20 protein-coding genes and 1 tRNA gene are annotated in these 18,246 nt (G+C 72.3%); 1 reads left to right on the forward strand and 20 read right to left on the reverse strand.

From position 1 onward, the window contains the following. Positions 1 to 20: 20 nt before the first annotated feature. The 17 genes from ruvB to thrS form a co-directional block, all read right to left on the reverse strand. Positions 21 to 1,100: a Holliday junction branch migration DNA helicase RuvB gene (gene ruvB, locus FBY23_RS16165; protein WP_141799079.1), complete on the reverse strand. Its 1,080-nt coding sequence runs from the start codon at positions 1,098 to 1,100 to the stop codon at positions 21 to 23. Positions 1,101 to 1,111: 11 nt separating this feature from the next. Further along, a complete protein-coding gene (gene ruvA, locus FBY23_RS16170; RefSeq protein ID WP_141799080.1) occupies positions 1,112 to 1,705 on the reverse strand; it encodes a Holliday junction branch migration protein RuvA in 594 nt (197 codons plus the stop codon). Further along, the gene (gene ruvC, locus FBY23_RS16175; RefSeq protein ID WP_141799081.1) at positions 1,702 to 2,226 is read right to left on the reverse strand and encodes a crossover junction endodeoxyribonuclease RuvC; all 525 of its coding nucleotides are present in this window, start codon (positions 2,224 to 2,226) and stop codon (positions 1,702 to 1,704) included. Before ruvC ends, ruvA begins: the two co-directional genes overlap by 4 nt. A 79-nt stretch (positions 2,227 to 2,305) precedes the next feature. Beyond that, positions 2,306 to 3,073: a YebC/PmpR family DNA-binding transcriptional regulator gene (locus FBY23_RS16180; RefSeq protein WP_141799082.1), complete on the reverse strand. Its 768-nt coding sequence runs from the start codon at positions 3,071 to 3,073 to the stop codon at positions 2,306 to 2,308. A gap of 15 nt (positions 3,074 to 3,088) precedes the next feature. After that, the gene (locus tag FBY23_RS16185; protein WP_141799083.1) at positions 3,089 to 3,961 is read right to left on the reverse strand and encodes an acyltransferase family protein; all 873 of its coding nucleotides are present in this window, start codon (positions 3,959 to 3,961) and stop codon (positions 3,089 to 3,091) included. Between the two features lie 72 nt (positions 3,962 to 4,033). Next, positions 4,034 to 4,615, reverse strand: a complete 582-nt coding sequence (gene pdxT / locus FBY23_RS16190) for a pyridoxal 5'-phosphate synthase glutaminase subunit PdxT (protein ID WP_222117847.1) — start codon at positions 4,613 to 4,615, stop codon at positions 4,034 to 4,036. Positions 4,616 to 4,651: 36 nt separating this feature from the next. Then, a complete protein-coding gene (locus FBY23_RS16195) occupies positions 4,652 to 5,611 on the reverse strand; it encodes a signal peptidase I (RefSeq protein WP_141799084.1) in 960 nt (319 codons plus the stop codon). Beyond that, the gene (locus FBY23_RS16200) at positions 5,608 to 6,273 is read right to left on the reverse strand and encodes a SipW-dependent-type signal peptide-containing protein (RefSeq protein WP_160158268.1); all 666 of its coding nucleotides are present in this window, start codon (positions 6,271 to 6,273) and stop codon (positions 5,608 to 5,610) included. Before FBY23_RS16200 ends, FBY23_RS16195 begins: the two co-directional genes overlap by 4 nt. Before the next feature lie 133 nt (positions 6,274 to 6,406). Further along, positions 6,407 to 7,027, reverse strand: coding sequence for an LPXTG cell wall anchor domain-containing protein (locus FBY23_RS16205; protein ID WP_141799086.1), 621 nt, complete (start codon positions 7,025 to 7,027; stop codon positions 6,407 to 6,409). After that, entirely contained in the window at positions 7,024 to 7,587 is a 564-nt protein-coding gene (locus FBY23_RS16210) for a signal peptidase I (RefSeq protein WP_141799087.1), read from the reverse strand. The genes FBY23_RS16205 and FBY23_RS16210 overlap by 4 nt, the downstream gene beginning before the upstream one ends. A gap of 14 nt (positions 7,588 to 7,601) precedes the next feature. Then, positions 7,602 to 8,162 carry an alternate-type signal peptide domain-containing protein gene (locus FBY23_RS16215; protein WP_141799088.1) on the reverse strand — a complete coding sequence of 187 codons (561 nt, stop codon included), beginning with the start codon at positions 8,160 to 8,162 and terminating at the stop codon, positions 7,602 to 7,604. Positions 8,163 to 8,311: 149 nt separating this feature from the next. Beyond that, positions 8,312 to 9,205 (reverse strand): pyridoxal 5'-phosphate synthase lyase subunit PdxS, encoded by an 894-nt coding sequence (gene pdxS / locus FBY23_RS16220; protein ID WP_141799089.1) that lies wholly within the window; start codon positions 9,203 to 9,205, stop codon positions 8,312 to 8,314. Positions 9,206 to 9,236: 31 nt separating this feature from the next. After that, positions 9,237 to 9,875, reverse strand: a complete 639-nt coding sequence (gene pgsA, locus FBY23_RS16225) for a phosphatidylinositol phosphate synthase (protein ID WP_141799090.1) — start codon at positions 9,873 to 9,875, stop codon at positions 9,237 to 9,239. Positions 9,876 to 10,049: 174 nt separating this feature from the next. After that, complete coding sequence (locus tag FBY23_RS16230; RefSeq protein WP_141799091.1) at positions 10,050 to 10,592, reverse strand: HIT domain-containing protein; 543 nt, start codon at positions 10,590 to 10,592, stop codon at positions 10,050 to 10,052. Then, entirely contained in the window at positions 10,589 to 11,332 is a 744-nt protein-coding gene (locus FBY23_RS16235) for a TetR/AcrR family transcriptional regulator (protein WP_141799092.1), read from the reverse strand. Before FBY23_RS16235 ends, FBY23_RS16230 begins: the two co-directional genes overlap by 4 nt. A gap of 40 nt (positions 11,333 to 11,372) precedes the next feature. Next, entirely contained in the window at positions 11,373 to 12,368 is a 996-nt protein-coding gene (locus tag FBY23_RS16240) for a hypothetical protein (RefSeq protein ID WP_141799093.1), read from the reverse strand. Positions 12,369 to 12,371: 3 nt separating this feature from the next. Next, the gene (gene thrS, locus FBY23_RS16245) at positions 12,372 to 14,357 is read right to left on the reverse strand and encodes a threonine--tRNA ligase (RefSeq protein ID WP_141799094.1); all 1,986 of its coding nucleotides are present in this window, start codon (positions 14,355 to 14,357) and stop codon (positions 12,372 to 12,374) included. A gap of 152 nt (positions 14,358 to 14,509) precedes the next feature. Between thrS and FBY23_RS16250 the strand changes: the two genes are divergently transcribed. Next, the gene (locus FBY23_RS16250; protein ID WP_141799095.1) at positions 14,510 to 15,061 is read left to right on the forward strand and encodes a Dps family protein; all 552 of its coding nucleotides are present in this window, start codon (positions 14,510 to 14,512) and stop codon (positions 15,059 to 15,061) included. A 14-nt stretch (positions 15,062 to 15,075) separates the two neighbouring features. Here the strand turns inward: FBY23_RS16250 and FBY23_RS16255 are convergent, their stop codons facing one another. From FBY23_RS16255 to FBY23_RS16265, 3 genes are all read right to left on the reverse strand, one after another. Beyond that, a complete protein-coding gene (locus FBY23_RS16255; RefSeq protein ID WP_141799096.1) occupies positions 15,076 to 15,351 on the reverse strand; it encodes an excalibur calcium-binding domain-containing protein in 276 nt (91 codons plus the stop codon). A gap of 77 nt (positions 15,352 to 15,428) precedes the next feature. Beyond that, positions 15,429 to 18,047 (reverse strand): PKD domain-containing protein, encoded by a 2,619-nt coding sequence (locus tag FBY23_RS16260; RefSeq protein WP_141799097.1) that lies wholly within the window; start codon positions 18,045 to 18,047, stop codon positions 15,429 to 15,431. A 116-nt stretch (positions 18,048 to 18,163) separates the two neighbouring features. Next, positions 18,164 to 18,235, reverse strand: a tRNA-Val gene (locus FBY23_RS16265). Between the last annotated feature and the right edge of the window lie 11 nt (positions 18,236 to 18,246).

The following is an 18,246-nucleotide window of genomic DNA, read 5'->3' on the forward strand; positions in this document are numbered from 1 at the left end:
GAAAACCTGATCGATGCCGGTCAGTCCTCGAAGAGGGTCGGCCCGGCCTCGTCGTACGGCAGCACGGGCGGGGTGAGCCCGAGGTGGATCCAGGCGGCCGGGGTGGCGATCCGGCCGCGCGGGGTGCGGGCGAGGAAGCCGTTGCGGACCAGGAAGGGCTCGGCGACCTCCTCGACGGTCTCCCGCTCCTCGCCGACCGCGACGGCCAGCGTGGAGACACCGACCGGTCCCCCGCCGAAGCGCCGGCACAGGGCGTCGAGCACGGCGCGGTCGAGCCGGTCGAGGCCGAGCTCGTCGACCTCGTAGAGGTCGAGGGCGGCCTGCGCGACGGGTCGGGTGACGACACCGTTGGCCCGGACCTGGGCGTAGTCGCGCACCCGGCGCAGCAGCCGGTTGGCGATGCGCGGCGTGCCGCGGGAGCGGCCGGCGATCTCGGAAGAGCCGTCGTGGGCCAGGTCGACGCCGAGCAGGTCGGCGGAGCGGCGCACGATCCGGTCGAGCTCGTCGGGCTCGTAGAACTCGAGGTGGGCGGTGAAGCCGAACCGGTCGCGCAGCGGGCCGGGCAGCAGGCCGGCCCGGGTGGTGGCGCCGACCAGGGTGAACGGCGGCAGCTCGAGCGGGATCGCGGTGGCACCGGGCCCCTTGCCGATCACGACGTCGACCCGGAAGTCCTCCATGGCGAGGTAGAGCATCTCCTCGGCCGGGCGCGACATCCGGTGGATCTCGTCGACGAAGAGCACCTCGCCCTCGCCCAGGCCCGACAGGATCGCCGCGAGGTCGCCGGCGTGGGTGATCGCGGGGCCGCTGGTGATGCGCAGCGGCGCGTTCATCTCGTGGGAGATGATCATCGCCAGCGTGGTCTTGCCGAGCCCGGGCGGGCCGGAGAGCAGCACGTGGTCGGGCGCCCTCCCCCGCTGCCGTGCCGCCTCGAGGACCAGGCCGAGCTGGTCGCGGACCCGGGACTGGCCGACCACCTCGTCGAGGCTGCGCGGACGCAGCGCTGCCTCGACCGCGCGCTCGTCGCCCTCGGCCTCGGCGGCGGTCAGCGAGCGGAGGTGGAGGTCCTCCGCCGCCTCGAGCTCGTCCTCGTGGAAGGGCATGTCCTACCTTCTCAGGCCTTCGAGAGCGAGCGCAGGGCGGCCCGCAGCAGCGCGCGTACGTCGGGAGCCGCGCCGGCCTCGCCCGCGACCGCGTCGACCGCCTTGTCGGCGTCCTTGGCGTTGTAGCCGAGCCCGACCAGGCCCTGGTGGACCTGGTCGCGCCAGGCCGCGTCGGCGACTGGGCCGGCGCCGGAGGTGCCGGGAGCGACGCCGATGCGGTCCTTGAGCTCGAGGATGATCCGCTGCGCGCCCTTCTGCCCGATGCCGGGCACCTTGGTGAGGGTGCGCACGTCGTCGGAGGCGATGGCGTTACGCACCCCGTCGGGCGAGAGCACCGCGACGATGGCCTGGGCGAGCTTCGGCCCGACCCCGGAGGCGGTCTGGACGAGCTCGAAGATCGTCTTCTCCTCCTCGTCGGCGAAGCCGTAGAGGGTGAGGGAGTCCTCGCGCACGATCATGCTGGTGGGCAGCGTTGCCGTGGACCCGGTGCGCAGCTGGGCGAGGGTGCCGGGCGTGCACATCAGCTCGAGGCCGACTCCCCCGACCTCGACGACGGCGCTGGTGAGGGAGAGCGCGGCTACCTGGCCGCGGACGAACGCGATCAACGGGTCCTCCTGCCCGCGGCCGCGAGGGCCGCGTCGATGCGCGCCTGCGAGCCGCCGCGCCAGATGTGGGTGATCGCCAGGGCGAGCGCGTCGGCCGCGTCGGCCGGCTTCGGGGCCGCGTCGAGGCGCAGGATCCGGGCCACCATCGAGCCGACCTGGGCCTTGTCGGCGCGGCCGTTGCCGGACACCGCGGCCTTCACCTCGCTCGGCGTGTGCAGCGCGACGGGCAACCCGCGCCGGGCCGCGCAGACCATCGCGATGCCGGCGGCCTGAGCGGTGCCCATGATCGTGCTGACGTCGGACCGGGCGAAGATCCGCTCGATCGCGACCGCGTCGGGCTGGTACTCGTCGAGCCGGGCGTCGATCCCCCGCTCGATGGTCACCAACCGCTCGGGCACGGCCAGCTGTGCTGACGTCCGCACGACGCTCACGTCGACCAGCGTCAGCGGACGGCCGATCGAGCCCTCGACCACGCCGAGGCCGCAGCGGGTCAGCCCCGGGTCGATCCCGAGCACGCGCACGTCGTCACCTTTCGCCCGAACATGTGTTCGGACCCAAGGTAGGCGACCCGGTCCCGCCGTGGCGGCGGGACACGCCGGGTCAGTCCTCGATCTGGTCGAGGACCTCGTCGGGGATGTCGGCGTTGGTGAAGACGTTCTGCACGTCATCGAGGTCGTCGACCGCGTCGACGAGCTTGAACACCTTGCCGGCGGCGGCCGGGTCGGCGACCGGGATGTCCATGGTCGCGACGAACTGGACCTCGGCGGAGTCGTAGTCGATGCCGGCGTCCTGCAGCGCCGTGCGGACCGCGACGACGTCGGTGGCCTCGGACTGGACCTCGAAGCTGTCGCCGAGGTCGGCGACCTCCTCGGCACCCGCGTCGAGGGTGGCCTCGAGCAGGTCGTCCTCGGAGACCTCCTTGGCCTCCTGGCTCTTGGCGACCACGACCACGCCCTTGCGGGTGAACAGCCGCGAGACCGAGCCCGGGTCGGCCATGGTGCCGCCGTTGCGGGTGACCGCGGTGCGGACCTCCATCGCGGCGCGGTTGCGGTTGTCGGTGAGGCACTCGACGAGGAGCGCGACGCCCTGGGGTCCGTAGACCTCGTACATGATCGTCTCGTAGTCGACGCCGCCGCCCTCGAGACCGCCGCCGCGCTTGACGGCGGAGTCGATGTTCTTGTTGGGCACCGACTGCTTCTTGGCCTTCTGGATGGCGTCGAAGAGCGTCGGGTTCCCGGAGGGGTCGGGGCCACCCATCTTCGCGGCGATCTCGATGTTCTTGATCAGCTTCGCGAAGAGCTTGCCGCGCTTGGCGTCGATCGCGGCCTTCTTGTGCTTCGTGGTCGCCCACTTGGAGTGGCCAGACATCAGTCCCTCTGTCTCTCAGCGTTGTCTCTGGGCAAGCGCAGGCACCTCCTCGGGCACCGACGCACCGATGCGCTCGGTGACGGCCGTGGAGTCTACCCGGGGCCACACGAACAGCGCGTCGGCCCAGCGGTGACGCCGCAGGCGGACCAGCAGGGCCCCCACCGCCAGCGGTACGACGACCGCCACCGGCACGACCAGCCGCGGCTCGGTCACGCCGAGGCGGTGGACCAGCCGGACGGCGTACACCATCACGATCAGGTGGCAGGCGTAGTAGACGACCGACTGACGCCCGATCGTCGCCAGGAACCCCCACCGGAAGCGGCCGACGAGGTCCGTCACGGCGCCCGGGACCCGCGGGCCGACGACGCGCCCGAGCAGGTCGCCGACGAGGAACCATCCGGCGAGCGTGACGAACCGGTGGAGGTCGCTGGACCCGATCGTGGCGCCGAGGAGCAGCAGCGTGGGCGCGGCGATGCTGCGTGCCCACGCGGGCAGCGGCGTTGCGAGCACGTGGTAGCAGAACAGGAAGGCGAGGAACCACAGGTAGCCCGACGGGTTGTAGAGCGCCAGCCGGGGCAGGTCGGGCGGCAGCGGCTCGCCGGTCGCGAGCAGGTGGAGGCACACCTGGGTGAGGTCCAGGCTCGCCCACACGACGTACGGCCACAGCACGGCGCGTGCCTTGCCGCTGAGGTGGCGCCGTGGCCCCTTCGCCAGCGAGCGGGCCAGCAGCAGGCCGGAGAGCCCCATCAGCAGCGGCATCCGGTAGTGCGCCAGCTCCTGGTTGACCTCCGACAGCCAGATCAGTGGCCCGCCGACGAGCTCGGCGTGGAACAGCACGACCGCCACGATCGCGAGGCCGCGCATCCCGTCCATCCACTGCTGGCGCACCCGCCGACGATCGCGCGCCGCGACGTCGTCCCGGCGACCACACCGGGAACGCCGGCTGAACTACCCGACGAGCTACCCGACGAGCTGCCCGACGAGGTCGAGGAAGTACCGGTGCACCCGGCCGTCCCCGTCGACCTCCGGGTGGAAGGACGTCGCCATCAGGTGCCCCTGCCGTACGGCGACCGGGTGGCCCTGCGCCTCGGCGAGCACCTCGACCTCGGGACCGGTGCGCTCGACCCACGGCGCGCGGATGAAGACGGCGTGCACGGGGTCGGCCAGTCCCGTGAAGGGCAGGTCGGCCTCGAACGAGTCGACCTGGCGACCGAACGCGTTGCGGCGCACGGTCACGTCGAGGCCGCCGATGGTCTCCTGGTCGGAGGTGCCCCCCTCGATCCGGTCGGCCAGCAGGATCATCCCGGCACAGGTGCCGAAGGTCGGCATCCCCTCGCGGACCCGGGCCCGCAGCGGCTCGAGCAGCTCGAAGGTCCGGGCCAGCTTGGCCATGGTGGTCGACTCGCCTCCCGGGAGGACCAGGCCGTCGCAGCGCTCGAGCTCGGTCGGGCGCCGGACGGGGAAGGCGTCGGCACCGAGGCCGGCCAGCGTGGCGAGGTGCTCGCGCACGTCGCCCTGGAGGGCGAAGACTCCGATCTGCACGAGGGAATCGTAGAGTCCGGCCGGCCGGCGCCCGCCTCAGGCCCAGCCGCAGCGCATGGCGGCGCCGATGATGAGGATGCTCACCCGCCGCACCTGGGTGGTGGTGGTGCTCGCCGCGACCCACGTGGTGGTGCCGGTGAGCCGGGCCCGGATCACGAGGCTGTAGTTGGCGTTGACGCCGATCAGGCCGGTGGTGACGTCGATCGTGACGGTGCCGCCGGTCGCCGTGCCGGCGCCGACGGTGCCGCTGGCGACGACGGTCCCGCCGGTGGTGCGCAGCTCCCAGGCGTACTCGTAGCGGTCGCTGACCTGGCTCCACGTCACGCGGGCGATGTTGCCGAGGACCAGCAGGCCGTCGAGGTCCTGGCAGGCGGGCGCGGCCTGGGAGGTGACGGTGTGCGCGACGACCCCGCCGCTGGTGGCGGCCGCGGTGTCGGTGAAGCTGGCGGCGGTGCCGGTGCTGGTAGCCGCGACGACCGCTGCCGCGAGCGGCGCCGCCGCGAGGACGCCGGCGCGTCTCCGTCCGCCGGGGCGGCGCGGGCGCAGGATCACGGCCAGCAGCCCGGTCACCATGGCGCCGAGGAGGAACAGGCCGAGGGGGCTGCCGAGCCACGCGAGGACATACCCGGCCACGGGGACGGCGAGCACGAGCCGGTCGGCTCGTCGTACCGGGTAGGTCTCGGCGTCGGGGACCGGGTTGGCGTCGCCCTGCAGGGTCAGGCGGCGGGTGGCGCCGCTGCCGTCGATCGCCACGATGCGGTGGGTGATCCGGGTGCGGTCGGCGGAGATGACGCTGACGACGTCGCCGACCTTGAGGTCGCCGGCCGCGGCCGGCCGGGTGATCCCGACGGAGCCCGCCGGGATCTCGGGCCCCATCGAGCCTGAGCGGAACACCAGCGCCTTCACCCCGAAGGCGAGGCCGGCGAGGGTGAGCACGAGGCACAGCGCGCCGAGCACCGCGCCGACGGTGAGCAGGACGTCGCGGACCCGGGTCACGACGTCACCTGGGTCGCGGTGAGGTCGAGGCGAAGCTGGCCCTGCTTGCCCTGGTTGGCGTTGTCCGCACTTGTGACCATGGTGACCAGCAGGCACAGCTGGCTGTCGCTGGCGCCCTTGTTGACCCGGCGCGGAGTGGTGACGACGGTGGTCGCGCCGACGACCACCGTGGCGGCCGGCGCGAGCGCCGTACCGCCGCAGGCCTGCTGGACCGGGTACGTCGCGTCGGTCGTGTTGGCAGTGCCGGCGAAGAGCTGGACCGTGATCGGGTCGCCGACGAAGGACCAGGCCGGGCTGGCGCCCTGGCGCACGGTCGCGGTGTAGGTGAAGTCGGCGGCGCCGACGTTGCGCACCGCGAGCGGGAACGCGTAGGCCTCGGACGGGGTCAGGTTGCTGATCGTGACGTGCGTGGCGGCGTACGCCGCGTCGGTGCCGACCGCGCTCCACGGTCCGGCCGTGGTCTGCGCGACCTGCAGGTCCATCGACCCCGACGCGATGGCCCCGGCGTCGACCTGCGCGGTGTCGGTCCAGGCCGCGGCGGTGCCGACGGCGCCCAGCGCCAGGAGCGTGCCGAGCGAGAGCAGCGCCCGGGTGCGGCCCCGACCGAACCAGGACCGCCAGGCCGACGCGCGGTGGCTAGGAGCGTGCTGAACAATCCGCACGGCTATGCGACGCCCGGTGGAGCGTTCGCTGCGTTCGGCTCGGTTGAAGTGACCCGCCACGCCTGCCCTCACCGCTCTGGCGACCGCACGCACCCGGCGTCGCTCGCGGTCGCCCGTCTTGTTCAGCAGGCCCCTAGCCACCGCCGGCCTCCTGCCGCCGGCGGCCGACCAGGCCGAGACCGCTGCCGACCAGCGCCGCACCGAGCAGCAACAGCCACGGCGTGACGCCGCTGCCGGTGCCGGGCAGCACCTCGCCGCCCGGGCTGTTCTCCCCCGCGACGACGTCGGCATCGCTGAGCCGCACCACGAGGTCGAAGGAGGTCCGCCGGTTCATCGTCGGGTCGGGCGCCTGCCAGCCGAACCCGACCCGCACGTCGACCTTCGCCGACCCACGCCGCACGAGCTCGCCCTCGACCAGCGGCATCGCGTCGGCGCCGTCCGGGACGCCCTGCCAGGCGCCGCCGGCGAGCCGCACGGCGAGCACGACCTGTCCGTCGGCCAGCAGGCCGTCCTCGTCGTGGGTGTCGACCCCGATCCGCAGCACGCTGTCGCTCGGCCCGGCGTCGCGCACCCAGAACGAGCGCACCCGGGTCTCGCCGGGCACCCAGCGCGCGCCGGCGTCGTACAGCGGGCTGCGCAGCTCGTCGCTCCATGTCTGGCCGTCGAGGCTGAGCCGGACCTCGTCCGCGGCGGCCGGCGCCGCGCTCGCCACGACGAGGAGGAGCGCGACGACGACGCCGATCCTCCGGCTCACGGAGCGACCTCCAGCTTCGGCCGGACCCGGCCGCGCAGGGCACGGGTGAACATCGCGGCGGCGTAGGCCGCGAGGCCGCCGGCGACGAGGTAGACGACCCCCTGCCGTTGCCGGCCGGTCAGCAGGTCGTTGACGCGGCCGAGGAGCGGGACGTCGTACCAGACCCGGCCGCGGACCTGGACCGCCCGGACCGGCTCGGGGTCGGCCACGCTGTTGGCATCGCCGCGGGTGACCAGCCGGGTCTCGCCGGCGAGCGTGACCTCGGTCGCCACGACCCGGTGGGTCACGACGGCCGCCCTGCCCGAGGTGAGCTGGTAGGTGACGACGTCGCCGACCCGGACCTCGTCGAACGCGACCGGCCGCACCACGACGAGGGTGCCGGGAGGCAGGCCGGGGCGCATCGACCCGGTCGTGACGGTGTACGGCGTCGCACCGGCCAGCCGCGGCACCAGCACCGCGATGCCCAGCACGAAGACTGCGCCGAGGACGACCAGCCACGCGACGACCTGGCCGCACCAGCCGAAGCCGGCCGGCCCCCTCCCCCGGGGTTGCCGCGCCATCACCGTGTCGCCGGTCAGGCGTTCGGGTCGTCCTGCGTCAGCGTGACCGTGAGGTCGTCGAGCGTCGCGACGAGGTTCTGGGTGTCGTTGAGGTTGACCGTGGTCGCGTCGCCGTACGGGAACGTGACGGTGATCGCCGCGGTCAGCGTCTGCCCGTTGTCGGCCGGCGTGATCGTGGTGACCGGCGCGCTGTTGATCGTGTACGCCGCCCCGACGGTGAGGCTCAGCGTCGGCGCCGGGTTCACGTCGCCCGCGGTCTGCTGGTAGGTGAGCGTCGTGGGCGTCGTCGGCGTCGCCGACAGGTGGTCGCCCTTCGCGAGCACGGTGAACGTGCAGCTCTTGGAGATCGCGTCGCCGGGCACGATCGTGGTCACGGCGCCACCCGCGCCGGCGTTGCCGGGCGCGTAGACCCAGCCGGCATCGCAGCCGACCGCGGTCAGCTTCAGCTCACCGGCGGCGATGGCGCCGCCGTTGACGTCGTCCTCGGCGGTCCAGAAGGCCAGTGTGCCCGCGCCCCCCATCAGCAGCACGGCGGCGGTCCCCGCCGCCAGCGCGCCCTTCGTGACGTTCTTCATGGTCGCTCCCTCGGGTCGGACGACCCGGGGCGTGGTCGGACCGGGCCGGTGCGGCCCACGCTCGTCGAGCGCGAGCCGACCGACCCATCGTCAGCGGCGCGCCGGACCTGAGCAATCAGGCCCGAGAAGTCAGGACGAAGTCCCGGAGGTCACCAGCCGCGCTCGGCGAACTGGATCGAGCGGGCCGGCTCGTCGACGTTGATGCCGACCATGGCCTCGCCCAGGCCGCGCGAGACCTTCGCGACCACGTCGGGGTCGTCGTGGAAGGTCGTGGCCTTCACGATCGCCTCGGCCCGCTGGGCCGGGTTGCCCGACTTGAAGATGCCGGAGCCGACGAACACGCCCTCGGCGCCCAGCTGCATCATCATCGCCGCGTCGGCCGGAGTGGCGATGCCACCCGCGGTGAACAGCACGACCGGCAGCTTGCCGGTGCGCGCGACCTCGACCACCAGGTCGTAGGGAGCCTGGAGCTCCTTCGCGGCGACGTACAGCTCGTCGTCGGCCAGCGAGCCGAGTCGGCGGATCTCGGCGCGGATGGTGCGCATGTGAGTGACCGCGTTGGACACGTCGCCGGTGCCGGCCTCGCCCTTGGAGCGGATCATGGCCGCGCCCTCGGTGATCCGGCGCAGCGCCTCACCCAGGTTGGTCGCGCCGCACACGAAGGGAACCGTGAAGGCCCACTTGTCGATGTGGTTGGCGTAGTCGGCCGGGGTGAGGACCTCGGACTCGTCGATGTAGTCGACACCGAGCGACTGCAGGACCTGGGCCTCGGCGAAGTGACCGATCCGGGCCTTCGCCATCACCGGGATCGAGACGGCCTCGATGATGCCGTCGATCATGTCGGGATCGCTCATCCGCGACACGCCACCCTGGGCGCGGATGTCGGCGGGGACCCGCTCCAGCGCCATCACGGCGACCGCGCCGGCGTCCTCGGCGATCTTCGCCTGCTCGGGGGTGACGACGTCCATGATGACGCCACCCTTGAGCATCTCGGCCATGCCACGCTTGACCCGGGTGGTGCCGTGCTCCTGCTGCTCGCTCATGTGACCAATCGTACGGCGGCGAGCCGGTGCGCTACGCGGGGGGCTGGCCCTCGGACGCGAGCGCCTGCCGGCGTACCTTCAGCACCCGGAAGACGACCGTGTAGGTGCTCGCCAGGGCCAGTGCCCAGAGGGTGACGTACATCAGGATCGGGAGGTCGAACATGCCCGCGAGACCGGTCATCACGAGGATCGAGACCAGCCGGTCGGCCCGCTCTGCGATGCCGCCCTTGGCGTCCATCCCGAGGGACTCGGCGCGGGCCCGGGCGTAGGAGGTGACCGAGCCCATCACCAGGCACCACAGGGTCACGCACAGGTAGAGGTAGCTGTCGCCCTGGTCCTCCCCGGTGCCGGCGAAGTAGAGGGCGAGGCCGCCGAAGATCGCGCCGTCGCCGATCCGGTCGAGGGTGGAGTCCCAGAAGGCACCGAACTTCGAGACCCGGCCGGTCTCGCGGGCCATCCGGCCGTCGATGAGGTCGCTGAACACGAACGCCGTGATGAACAGGACACCGATCAGCAGCTCGCCCTGGGGGAAGAAGATCAGGGCACCCGCGCTGACGCCGAGGGTGCCGACGAGGGTCACCGCGTCGGGGCTGATGCCCAGCCGGATGAACAGCCGCACCACCGGGTGCAGCACGGTCCCGGCCCAGAACTCCTTGAAGCGCTCCAACACGGGTCGAGAACATACCCTCGATCCCCCACAGGCTGACTACCGAGCACCGACATAGGGCGCGCTGGCTGCGTTGCAGATGCTCGATGGTGCACCCAGACCGCCCTTGCGCCTGCGCCTTGCCGTCACGCCGTCTGCCGAAGCTCGCCACGCCACCCTGCGGGCGATCGAGGGCTACTACTGCCAGGCGTCCGCGAGCAGATCGCGGGTCTCCCCCAGCAGCTGCGGCAGGGTCTTGGTGCCGCCGATCACGGTCATGAAGTTCGCGTCTCCCGACCAGCGCGGTACGACGTGCTGGTGCAGGTGGCCCGAGAGCGATCCGCCCGCGGCGCCGCCGAGGTTGAGCCCGACGTTGAACGCGTGCGGCTGGGACACCGCGCGGATGGTGCGCAGCGCCGCCTTGGTCAGCGCGGTCACCTCGTCGGTCTCCGCGTCGTCGAGGTCCAGGTAGTCGGCGACGTGGCGGTAGGGCAGCACCATCAGGTGGCCGGGGTTGTAGGGGTACAGGTTGAGCACGACGTAGGCCGTGCGCCCCCGCACCACCACGAGCTCGTCGTCGGTGGAGGTCGCCGGGTCGTCGGTGATCCGGCAGAACGGGCAGGCCGGACGCGGGTCGGCGTGCGCCGGCTCCTCCGGGTCGTCGGCCTCGCCGCGGACATAGGCCATCCGGTGCGGCGTCCACAGCCGGTCGAGCCCGTCGGGCCCGGTAGTGGGGCTCATGCGCCGCCCTCGGAGCTGGCGTCGTCGGTGGGGCCGAGGGTCTGGAGCAGCTGGGCGACCGGCAGGTCGGGGAGGTTGAGGCCGCGCGAGAGTGCCATGCCGTTGATCTGCAGCCAGATCGACTCGGACAGGATGCTGATGCACGCGTCGATGCCGGGCTCGCGCACGGGGCGCTCCAGCCAGCGGCGGACCGCGGCGAACACGGCGCCGATCATGCCGAACACCCACGGGTCCAGGGCGGCACGGTCGTCGTCGGAGAGCTCGACACCCATCGCCGCGACGACGATGGCCATGATCCCCTCGATGCCCTCGGCGACCTGCTCGACGGCCTGGCTCAGTGGGCTCGGGCCCCAGCCGGCGAGGTCGCGCTCGGCGAACCAGTAGAGGGTGGGGTGGGCCTCCGCCCAGCGGATGAAGCTGCCGACGATGCGGTGGATGATCTGGTCCGGGGTGCCGTCGTACGACAGTGCGGGCAGCAGCTCCACGCCGACCTGCTCGCAGACCGCGCGCTGCACGGCCCGGTCGAGGTCGGAGCGGTCCTCGAAGTGGCGGTAGATGACGGTCCGGCTCATGCCGGCCTCGTCGGCGACCGCCTGGACCTGGACCTCCTCGCCCGGCGCCTGGCGCTCGAGCACGGCGATCGCCGCGTCGATGATCACCTGGCGGCGCACCTGGTTGTGCTCCTGCCAGCGACGCCGGCGCCCGTCGAGCGGCTCGGTGTCCACACCCTCGCTGGTCATGAGGAAACCCTCTCACGTCGCCCCATGGGCACGACCCCGGTCACGAGAACCGGTGGAACCAGCGACCGAGGTCGGCCGCGATCCCCGGACAGGTGAGGTTCAGGTCGCGCTCCTGCTCCACCCACTGTCCCATGACGGCGATGCCACCCTGGATGGACCAGTCGGGTCCGCAGCGGTGGAGCGCCTCCTCGCGCGAGGTCTGGCCCGCGGCCCGCCACTCCGGGACGCCGCCGAGGCTCAGGTCGCCGACGACGCGCTGGTAGAGGTGAGGTGTGGAGTAGACGCCGATCGCGAAGCCGGCGTCGGTGTAGCCGCGGGCCACGCCCTCGATCACCGCCGCGTTGGCCTGCACGTCGGTGCTCCAGTCGAAGTTCGGCACCGGCTCGACGTCGATCCACACGATCGGGCTGACCACGCCGACCTGGCCCATGGTGCCGATGTTGAACCTGGCCTGCTGGTAGCCGACGTTGCGCAGCCTCCCGAGCCGGTCGGTCGCCTCGAACGGGCCGTCGGCACCGTACTTCTTCAGCGTGGCCGCGCTCGGGTAGCTCGACACGGCGTACACCGACACGAGGACGTCGTTGTCCTTCGCCCATGCGACCTGGTCGGCCAGGCACGGGTTCGGCGTGAACCCGGGGCCGTTGGTGAGCCCGAGGACGACGTACTCCGCCTCGGGCAGCGGCATCGGCAATCCCTTGCCCTGCTTCTCCGGGATGCCGGTGCCGGGCGGGCACTGCGGCCAGCTCACGTCACCGCCGAGCACCTCTCCGTCGCGCGGGGCGATGTCGCTGGTCGGCTGCTGACCGGCGTTGCGCGCGGCCTCCTCGGCCAGCTTCGCCAGGTCGCTGGCGTCGGCGCCGGGATCGCCGGCGTCACCGCCGGGCGCGCCGTCGACGGCCGTGTCGGTGGCGGTCGGCGTACTGACCGGCGGGAGCGGCGGGGCGCCCGAGGGCGTGGACCCGCCGCACCCGACGAGTACGGCGGCGAGCGCCGTGGCGGCGCACGTCAGCGCGACTCGCCGACCGGCGCCGCCCATGGCTCAGACCTGCTCGCGGGACTCGACCGCCGCCACGACGCGGGCGACGGCCTCGGCGATCGGGACGCCGTTGTCCTGGCGCCCGTCGCGGTAGCGGAAGCTGACCGCGCCCGCCTCGAGGTCCTGGTCACCGGCGATGACCATGAACGGCACCTTCTGCAGCTGGGCGTTGCGGATCTTCTTCTGCATCCGGTCGTCCGACTCGTCGATCTCGACCCGGATCCCGTGCTTCCGAAGCTCGGCGGCCACCTCGTGCAGGTAGTCGACGTGCCGCTCGGCGATCGGGATGCCCTGCACCTGGACGGGAGCCAGCCAGGGAGGGAACGCACCGGCGTAGTGCTCGACGAGGACGCCCATGAAGCGCTCGATCGAGCCGAACTTCGCCGAGTGGATCATCACCGGCTGCTGGCGGGTGCCGTCCGCGGCGACGTACTCCAGGTTGAAGCGGTCGGGCGAGGGCTGGTTGAAGTCGTACTGGACGGTGCCCATCTGCCAGGTCCGGCCGATCGCGTCCTTGGCCTGGACCGAGATCTTCGGGCCGTAGTACGCCGCTCCGCCCGGGTCGGGCACGAGCTCGAGCCCGGTGGCGCGGGCGACGTCCTCGAGCACCTGGGTCGCCTTCGCCCAGTCCTCGTCGGAGCCGATGAACTTGTCCTTGGACTCGTCGCGGGTCGAGAGCTCCAGGTAGAAGTCCTCGATCCCGAAGTCGCGCAGCAGGCTGAGCATGAAGTTCAGCAGGTGCTCGACCTCGGCCGGGGCCTGCTCCGGGGTGACGTAGGAGTGCGAGTCGTCCTGGGCGAAGCCGCGCACGCGGGTCAGGCCGTGGATCACGCCGGACTTCTCGTGCCGGTAGACGTGGCCGAACTCGAACAGGCGCAACGGCAGCTCGCGGTAGGAGCGCTGCCGCGAGCGGTAGATGAGGTTGTGCATCGGGCAGTTCATCGCCTTGAGGCGGTACTCCATGCCGTCGACGTCGAGCGCGGGGTACATCCCCTCGCCGTAGTAGGGCAGGTGCCCGGAGGTGTAGAAGAGCCCCTCCTTGGCGATGTGCGGGGTGCCGACGTACTCGAAGCCCTCAGCGATGTGGCGCTCGCGGACGTAGTCCTCCATCGCGCGCTTGATCACGCCGCCCTTGGGGTGGAAGACCGGCAGTCCGGAGCCGATCTCGTCGGGGAAGCTGAACAGGTCGAGCTCGCGGCCGAGCTTGCGGTGGTCGCGGCGCTCGGCCTCCTCGAGGCGGTGCAGGTGGGCGTCGAGCTCCTCCTTGCTCGGCCAGGCGGTGCCGTAGATGCGCTGGAGCTGCTTGTTCTTCTCGTCGCCGCGCCAGTAGGCCGCCGCGCTGCGCATCAGCTTGAACGCGGGGATCCGCTTGGTGGTCGGCAGGTGCGGGCCCCGGCAGAGGTCCTTCCAGGCGACCTCGCCGTTGCGGTTGATGTTGTCGTAGATCGTCAGCTCGCCGGCGCCGACCTCGGCGCTGGCTCCCTCCGCGGCTTCGCCCGCGTTGCCCTTGAGACCGATGAGCTCGACCTTGTAGGGCTCATCGGCGAGCTCGACCAGCGCGTCCTCGTCGGTGGTGACCCGCCGGTCGAAGCGCTGGTTCTCCTTGACGATCTTGCGCATCGCGGTCTCGAGCTTGACCAGGTCCTCGGGCACGAACGGGGTCTCGACGTCGAAGTCGTAGTAGAAGCCGTCCTGGATCGGCGGGCCGATGCCGAGCTTGGCCTCGGGGAACACCTGCTGCACGGCCTGGGCCAGCACGTGGGCGGTGGAGTGCCGCAGGATGTCGAGACCGTCGGGGCTGCCGATGAGCACGCCCTCCACCTCGTCGCCGTCGCCCAGGGCGTAGGAGAGGTCCTTGAGCTGGCCGTTGACACGCGCGGCGATGACGTCGGCGTCCTCGCGGAACAGCTCCCAGGCCTTCGTGCCCTCCGTGACCGTCTCCTCCTGGCGTGCGTCAGGGTTGAGTACGGCGACCTTGATGTCGGGCACGGAAGGGCTCCCTCGGTGGAACGTGGATGGCGGCGCGACCGGTCGGCGCGCCGGGTCACGATCGTACCGAGCCGAGCGGGGGTGCCGCGCGGCAGTTCGGCGACCCCGCCCTCGGACCGTGTGAACCCGCGCCGATCGCGTACCGCAGGACCATGGCAACCACTGCGACCCTGCATTTCACCACGCCCGGACTCGACGAGAAGGCGGCCGTGCGGGTCGTCGAGCTCCTCCAGAGTCGGCTCGACGCCTGCACCGACCTGCACCTGACGCTCAAGCACGTGCACTGGAACGTCGTCGGGCCGCACTTCATCGCGGTCCACGAGATGCTCGACCCCCAGGTCGACACGGTTCGCGGCTTCGCGGACGCGCTCGCCGAGCGGATCGCGACGCTCGGCGGCTCGCCCCAGGGCACGCCGGGCGGCCTGGTCGGGCGGCGGGCGTGGGACGACTACGACATCGGCCGCGGCACCACCCAGCAGCACCTCGCGGCGCTCGACCTCGTCTACCAGGGCGTCATCACGACCTACCGCGACGGCATCAAGGAGCTCGACGACCTCGACCTGGTCACCCAGGACATGTTCATCGCGCAGACCGAGCAGCTGGAGCTGTTCCACTGGTTCGTCCGCGCGCACCTCGAGGACACCGGCGGCCGGCTGAGCACCGCCGGCGACACGACCGAGAAGGAAGCCGCCGCGGACGCCTGAGTCCTGCCGGGACCTCAGGCCTTCTCGCAGGCGATCCCGTCCTTGTCACGGTCGCTCTTGGCGTTGGCGTTATAGAGCTTGGCGTTGCGGGTGAAGTTGGTGACCCTCGTCCCCGACGTCTTGTCGACCGCGCCGGGCTTGCCGACGCCGTGTGGGTAGGCCTTGTTGAGCGCCGTGCAGTTCCGGTAGGTCTTCGGGCCGGCCGCGTCCGCCGGGCCGGCGAGGGCGAGCGAGGCGGGCGCCAGCAGAGCGGCGGTGGCGAGGACAGCGGCGAGACGACGGCTCTTCATGGCGCTGGAGCGTAGGTCGGCAGCCGCGTCCTGTCCGGCGAATGCGGCAGGTCGGGACCGTCCCGGGACGTGCCGGCTCACCCCGGCTGCAGCACCACCGTGATCATCGCGGCCCGGCTGGACGCGTCGGTCGATGCGGTCAGGGCGGGCGCGGTCCCCTCGGGCGCCGCTCCCCCGCCGTCGGCCAGGAGCGCGTCGATGTGCCCGCCGCCGGTGCCGATCGTCTCGTCGCGGACCGCCACGCCCGCGGGCGGCTGCCAGTCGGTCGTCGCCGACGACTTGTCGGCCCAGTACGACACCACCCAGCGTCCGGCGCCGCTCACCGCGACGGCGGGGGTGGGGTGGCTCAGGGTGTTCGCGGGGTCGCCGCGGGTGGCGACGAGGGCGACCGGCGTCGTGCGGGAGGCGCCGGAGTAGGCCGCGACCTGGAGGGCGACCTTCGCGTAGCCGCTCAGCTGCACGCTCACCGGCGTCCCCGCGTCGGCGGCGCTCGCGACCCGCCGCCACAGCAGGGTCCGTTGCGAGCCGGTGACGAAGTCGGCCAGCTGGGTCCACCCGGCGGGTGTGGTCACGTTGAGGGTGGTGACGTTGAGCGTCGCGAAGAGCAGCAGCGCGTCCCCGTCGCGTACGGCGGCCGGCACCGTCACCGACGGCGCCGTGCTGTTCACGTTGGCCCGGGCGAGGGCCCGGAACCCGATCGGCGTGCTGTCCGCGACGCTGACCTGGTGGGTCACGGTGGCGGTCTGGCCGGCGGAGTCGGTCACGACGAGCGCGACGTCGTAGGTCCCCGGGGCGGCGTAGGTGCGGTTGGCGAGCGCGCCGGTGGCGGTGCCGCCGTCGCCGAACGACCACTGCAGCGAGGCCAGCGGGCCCTGGTCGTCGAAGGAGCCGGACCCGTCGAAGGTGCAGCTGAGCGCGCTGCAGCTGGACGTGAACGACGCGGTCGGCGGCGAGTCCTGCTGCTGCGGCACGGTGTAGGCGAGGTGCAGCACGGGCGGCGTCGCGCCGTCGTGGGAGGACGCGCGGCGCTCGCCGGTGCCGGTCATCACGAAGGCGAGCGCGTTGCCCTGCCGCCACCCGGGCCGGCCGACGACCTCCTGCACGATGCTCCTCAGGTCAGTGGTCCGCTGGGCGGCACCGCGCTGGCCCGAGGTCCAGGCCGGCGGGCTCCAGGCGACCTGCGCGGCGGTCCGCGGCTTGGAGGAGACCGTGGTGGACGAGGTGGTGAAGGTCGGGGTGTCGTCGGCCGCGATGCCGCGCACCTGGATCGACGTGGCGGTGCTGGTCGAGCCGCTCGCGGCGAACTGGATCCACGCCTCGGTGATGCTCGCGCCGACCGGCACGGCGAGGTCGGCGAAGCGGATCCCGACGGTCTGGGTGGTGGTGCCGGCGTTGGGGACGTTCAGGGTCGCGCCGAGCCAGTCGGCGTACCCGGTGGGTCGCTGCTCGACGTCGTCGAAGGCCTTGGCGACCGGGGTGTCGAGCGGGCGTGGGGCGCCGCGGGCGACGACGGTGATGGTGACGTCGTCGGACGCGGTGAGCTGGCCGTCGGAAGCCGTGGCGCGCAGGACGTAGCTGCCCGGCGTCGTGAAGGTGGCGCTCGTCTGCGGCTGCGTGGGCGCCGAGAGGCTCACCGGGCCGGGCCCGGACACGGCGCTCCACTGCAGGCTCGCCGGTGCCGGCACGCCGTCGTCGCGGACGGTGGCGCTGACGTCGATCGGCGTACCGACCTCGACGGGTGCGTCCCTGCTGACGTCGACCACCGGAGCCAGGTTGCCGATCGACGGCAGGTCGGCGCGCAGCTCGTAGAGCCGGCCGTCGTTCTCGTTGGGGTTGGCGTCGTTGTCGACTCCGCGGTCGACGACGTAGTAGTCGTAGCGGCTCGGGTCGTTGCTCGCCGGGGCCACCGCGACCCCGGCCGCGAACCGCTGGTTGGTCACCCCGATGTCGATCTGGGAGACCAGGACCAGGTCGCGGTTGAGCTCGTAGATCCGGTCCGAGGTGCTGTCGACGACCACGAGCGTGCCGCGACCCGGGTGGTAGCCGATGCCCTCGGGGTCCTCGGCGCCGTACCGCTGGATGTCGAACTCGGTGGCCGTGTCGTCCCCCGTGGGCGCGACGCCGTCGAAGACCCCGTTCGGCCCCGGCGAGACCCGGTGCACGTCGTTGTCGGCGCCGTCGAGAACGAACAGCTCGCCGGTCGGCGGGAAGTAGGTCACGTCCTCCGGGTCGGTGCTCCCGAACGCCGCCGTGCTGATCGAGGTGTGTCCGTCGTCGGCCGTGCCGTACCGCGCGTCCGCACCCGCGGTGATCTCGTGCACCCGGAACTGGTCGTCGTCCGAGACGTACACGTGCCCGTTGGCCGGGTTGCTGGCGATCCCCGCCGCCTCCTTGCTGTACGCCGTCGTGACGCCGCGGTCCACGATCGTCCCGGTCCGGGTCGTCTCCAGCACGTTCGCGTTCTGGAACACCGGCGTCTCGTCGACCTCGGAGTCGGAGATCAGGAAGTGGTCGCGCCCCGGCAGGTAGGTGATGCCCGCCGGGTCGGGCAGCGGCGTGGTCCAGGCCGCCGTCGAGATGTTCTGCACCAGGCTCGCCACCACCGTCGGCACCGCGGCCGATGCGGGCGGTGTCGCCGGGACGAGGGCCAGGCCCGTCGCGCCGAGCACGACGGCCGCCGCGGTGGGGAGCTTCATGGGTTCGACACTAGGAACGCTGCGGCGGCTCGCGCATACCCGGATTCGGTGAAGCCCGGAGACCGAGAAGCACAAGAGCCGCGCTCGATGAGCGCGGCTCTGCCGGTGCCGTCCGGTGGGCGATACTGGGTTCGAACCAGTGACCTCTTCGGTGTGAACGAAGCGCGCTACCACTGCGCCAATCGCCCGGACGCGGAAC

The sequence above is a fragment of the Nocardioides sp. SLBN-35 genome (assembly GCF_006715725.1).
Taxonomy (GTDB): domain Bacteria; phylum Actinomycetota; class Actinomycetes; order Propionibacteriales; family Nocardioidaceae; genus Nocardioides.

Bases quoted from the DNA above. Each gene is read 5' to 3' on its own strand.
- ruvB (WP_141799079.1), bottom strand. From the start codon at position 1,100: ATGCCCTTCCACGAGGACGAGCTCGAGGCGGCGGAGGACCTCCACCTC.
- FBY23_RS16180 (WP_141799082.1), bottom strand. From the start codon at position 3,073: ATGTCTGGCCACTCCAAGTGGGCGACCACGAAGCACAAGAAGGCCGCG.
- FBY23_RS16210 (WP_141799087.1), bottom strand. From the start codon at position 7,587: ATGGCGCGGCAACCCCGGGGGAGGGGGCCGGCCGGCTTCGGCTGGTGC.
- FBY23_RS16215 (WP_141799088.1), bottom strand. From the start codon at position 8,162: ATGAAGAACGTCACGAAGGGCGCGCTGGCGGCGGGGACCGCCGCCGTG.
- pdxS (WP_141799089.1), bottom strand. From the start codon at position 9,205: ATGAGCGAGCAGCAGGAGCACGGCACCACCCGGGTCAAGCGTGGCATG.
- FBY23_RS16230 (WP_141799091.1), bottom strand. From the start codon at position 10,592: ATGAGCCCCACTACCGGGCCCGACGGGCTCGACCGGCTGTGGACGCCG.
- FBY23_RS16235 (WP_141799092.1), bottom strand. From the start codon at position 11,332: ATGACCAGCGAGGGTGTGGACACCGAGCCGCTCGACGGGCGCCGGCGT.
- FBY23_RS16240 (WP_141799093.1), bottom strand. From the start codon at position 12,368: ATGGGCGGCGCCGGTCGGCGAGTCGCGCTGACGTGCGCCGCCACGGCG.
- FBY23_RS16250 (WP_141799095.1), top strand. From the start codon at position 14,510: ATGGCAACCACTGCGACCCTGCATTTCACCACGCCCGGACTCGACGAG.
- FBY23_RS16255 (WP_141799096.1), bottom strand. From the start codon at position 15,351: ATGAAGAGCCGTCGTCTCGCCGCTGTCCTCGCCACCGCCGCTCTGCTG.
- FBY23_RS16260 (WP_141799097.1), bottom strand. From the start codon at position 18,047: ATGAAGCTCCCCACCGCGGCGGCCGTCGTGCTCGGCGCGACGGGCCTG.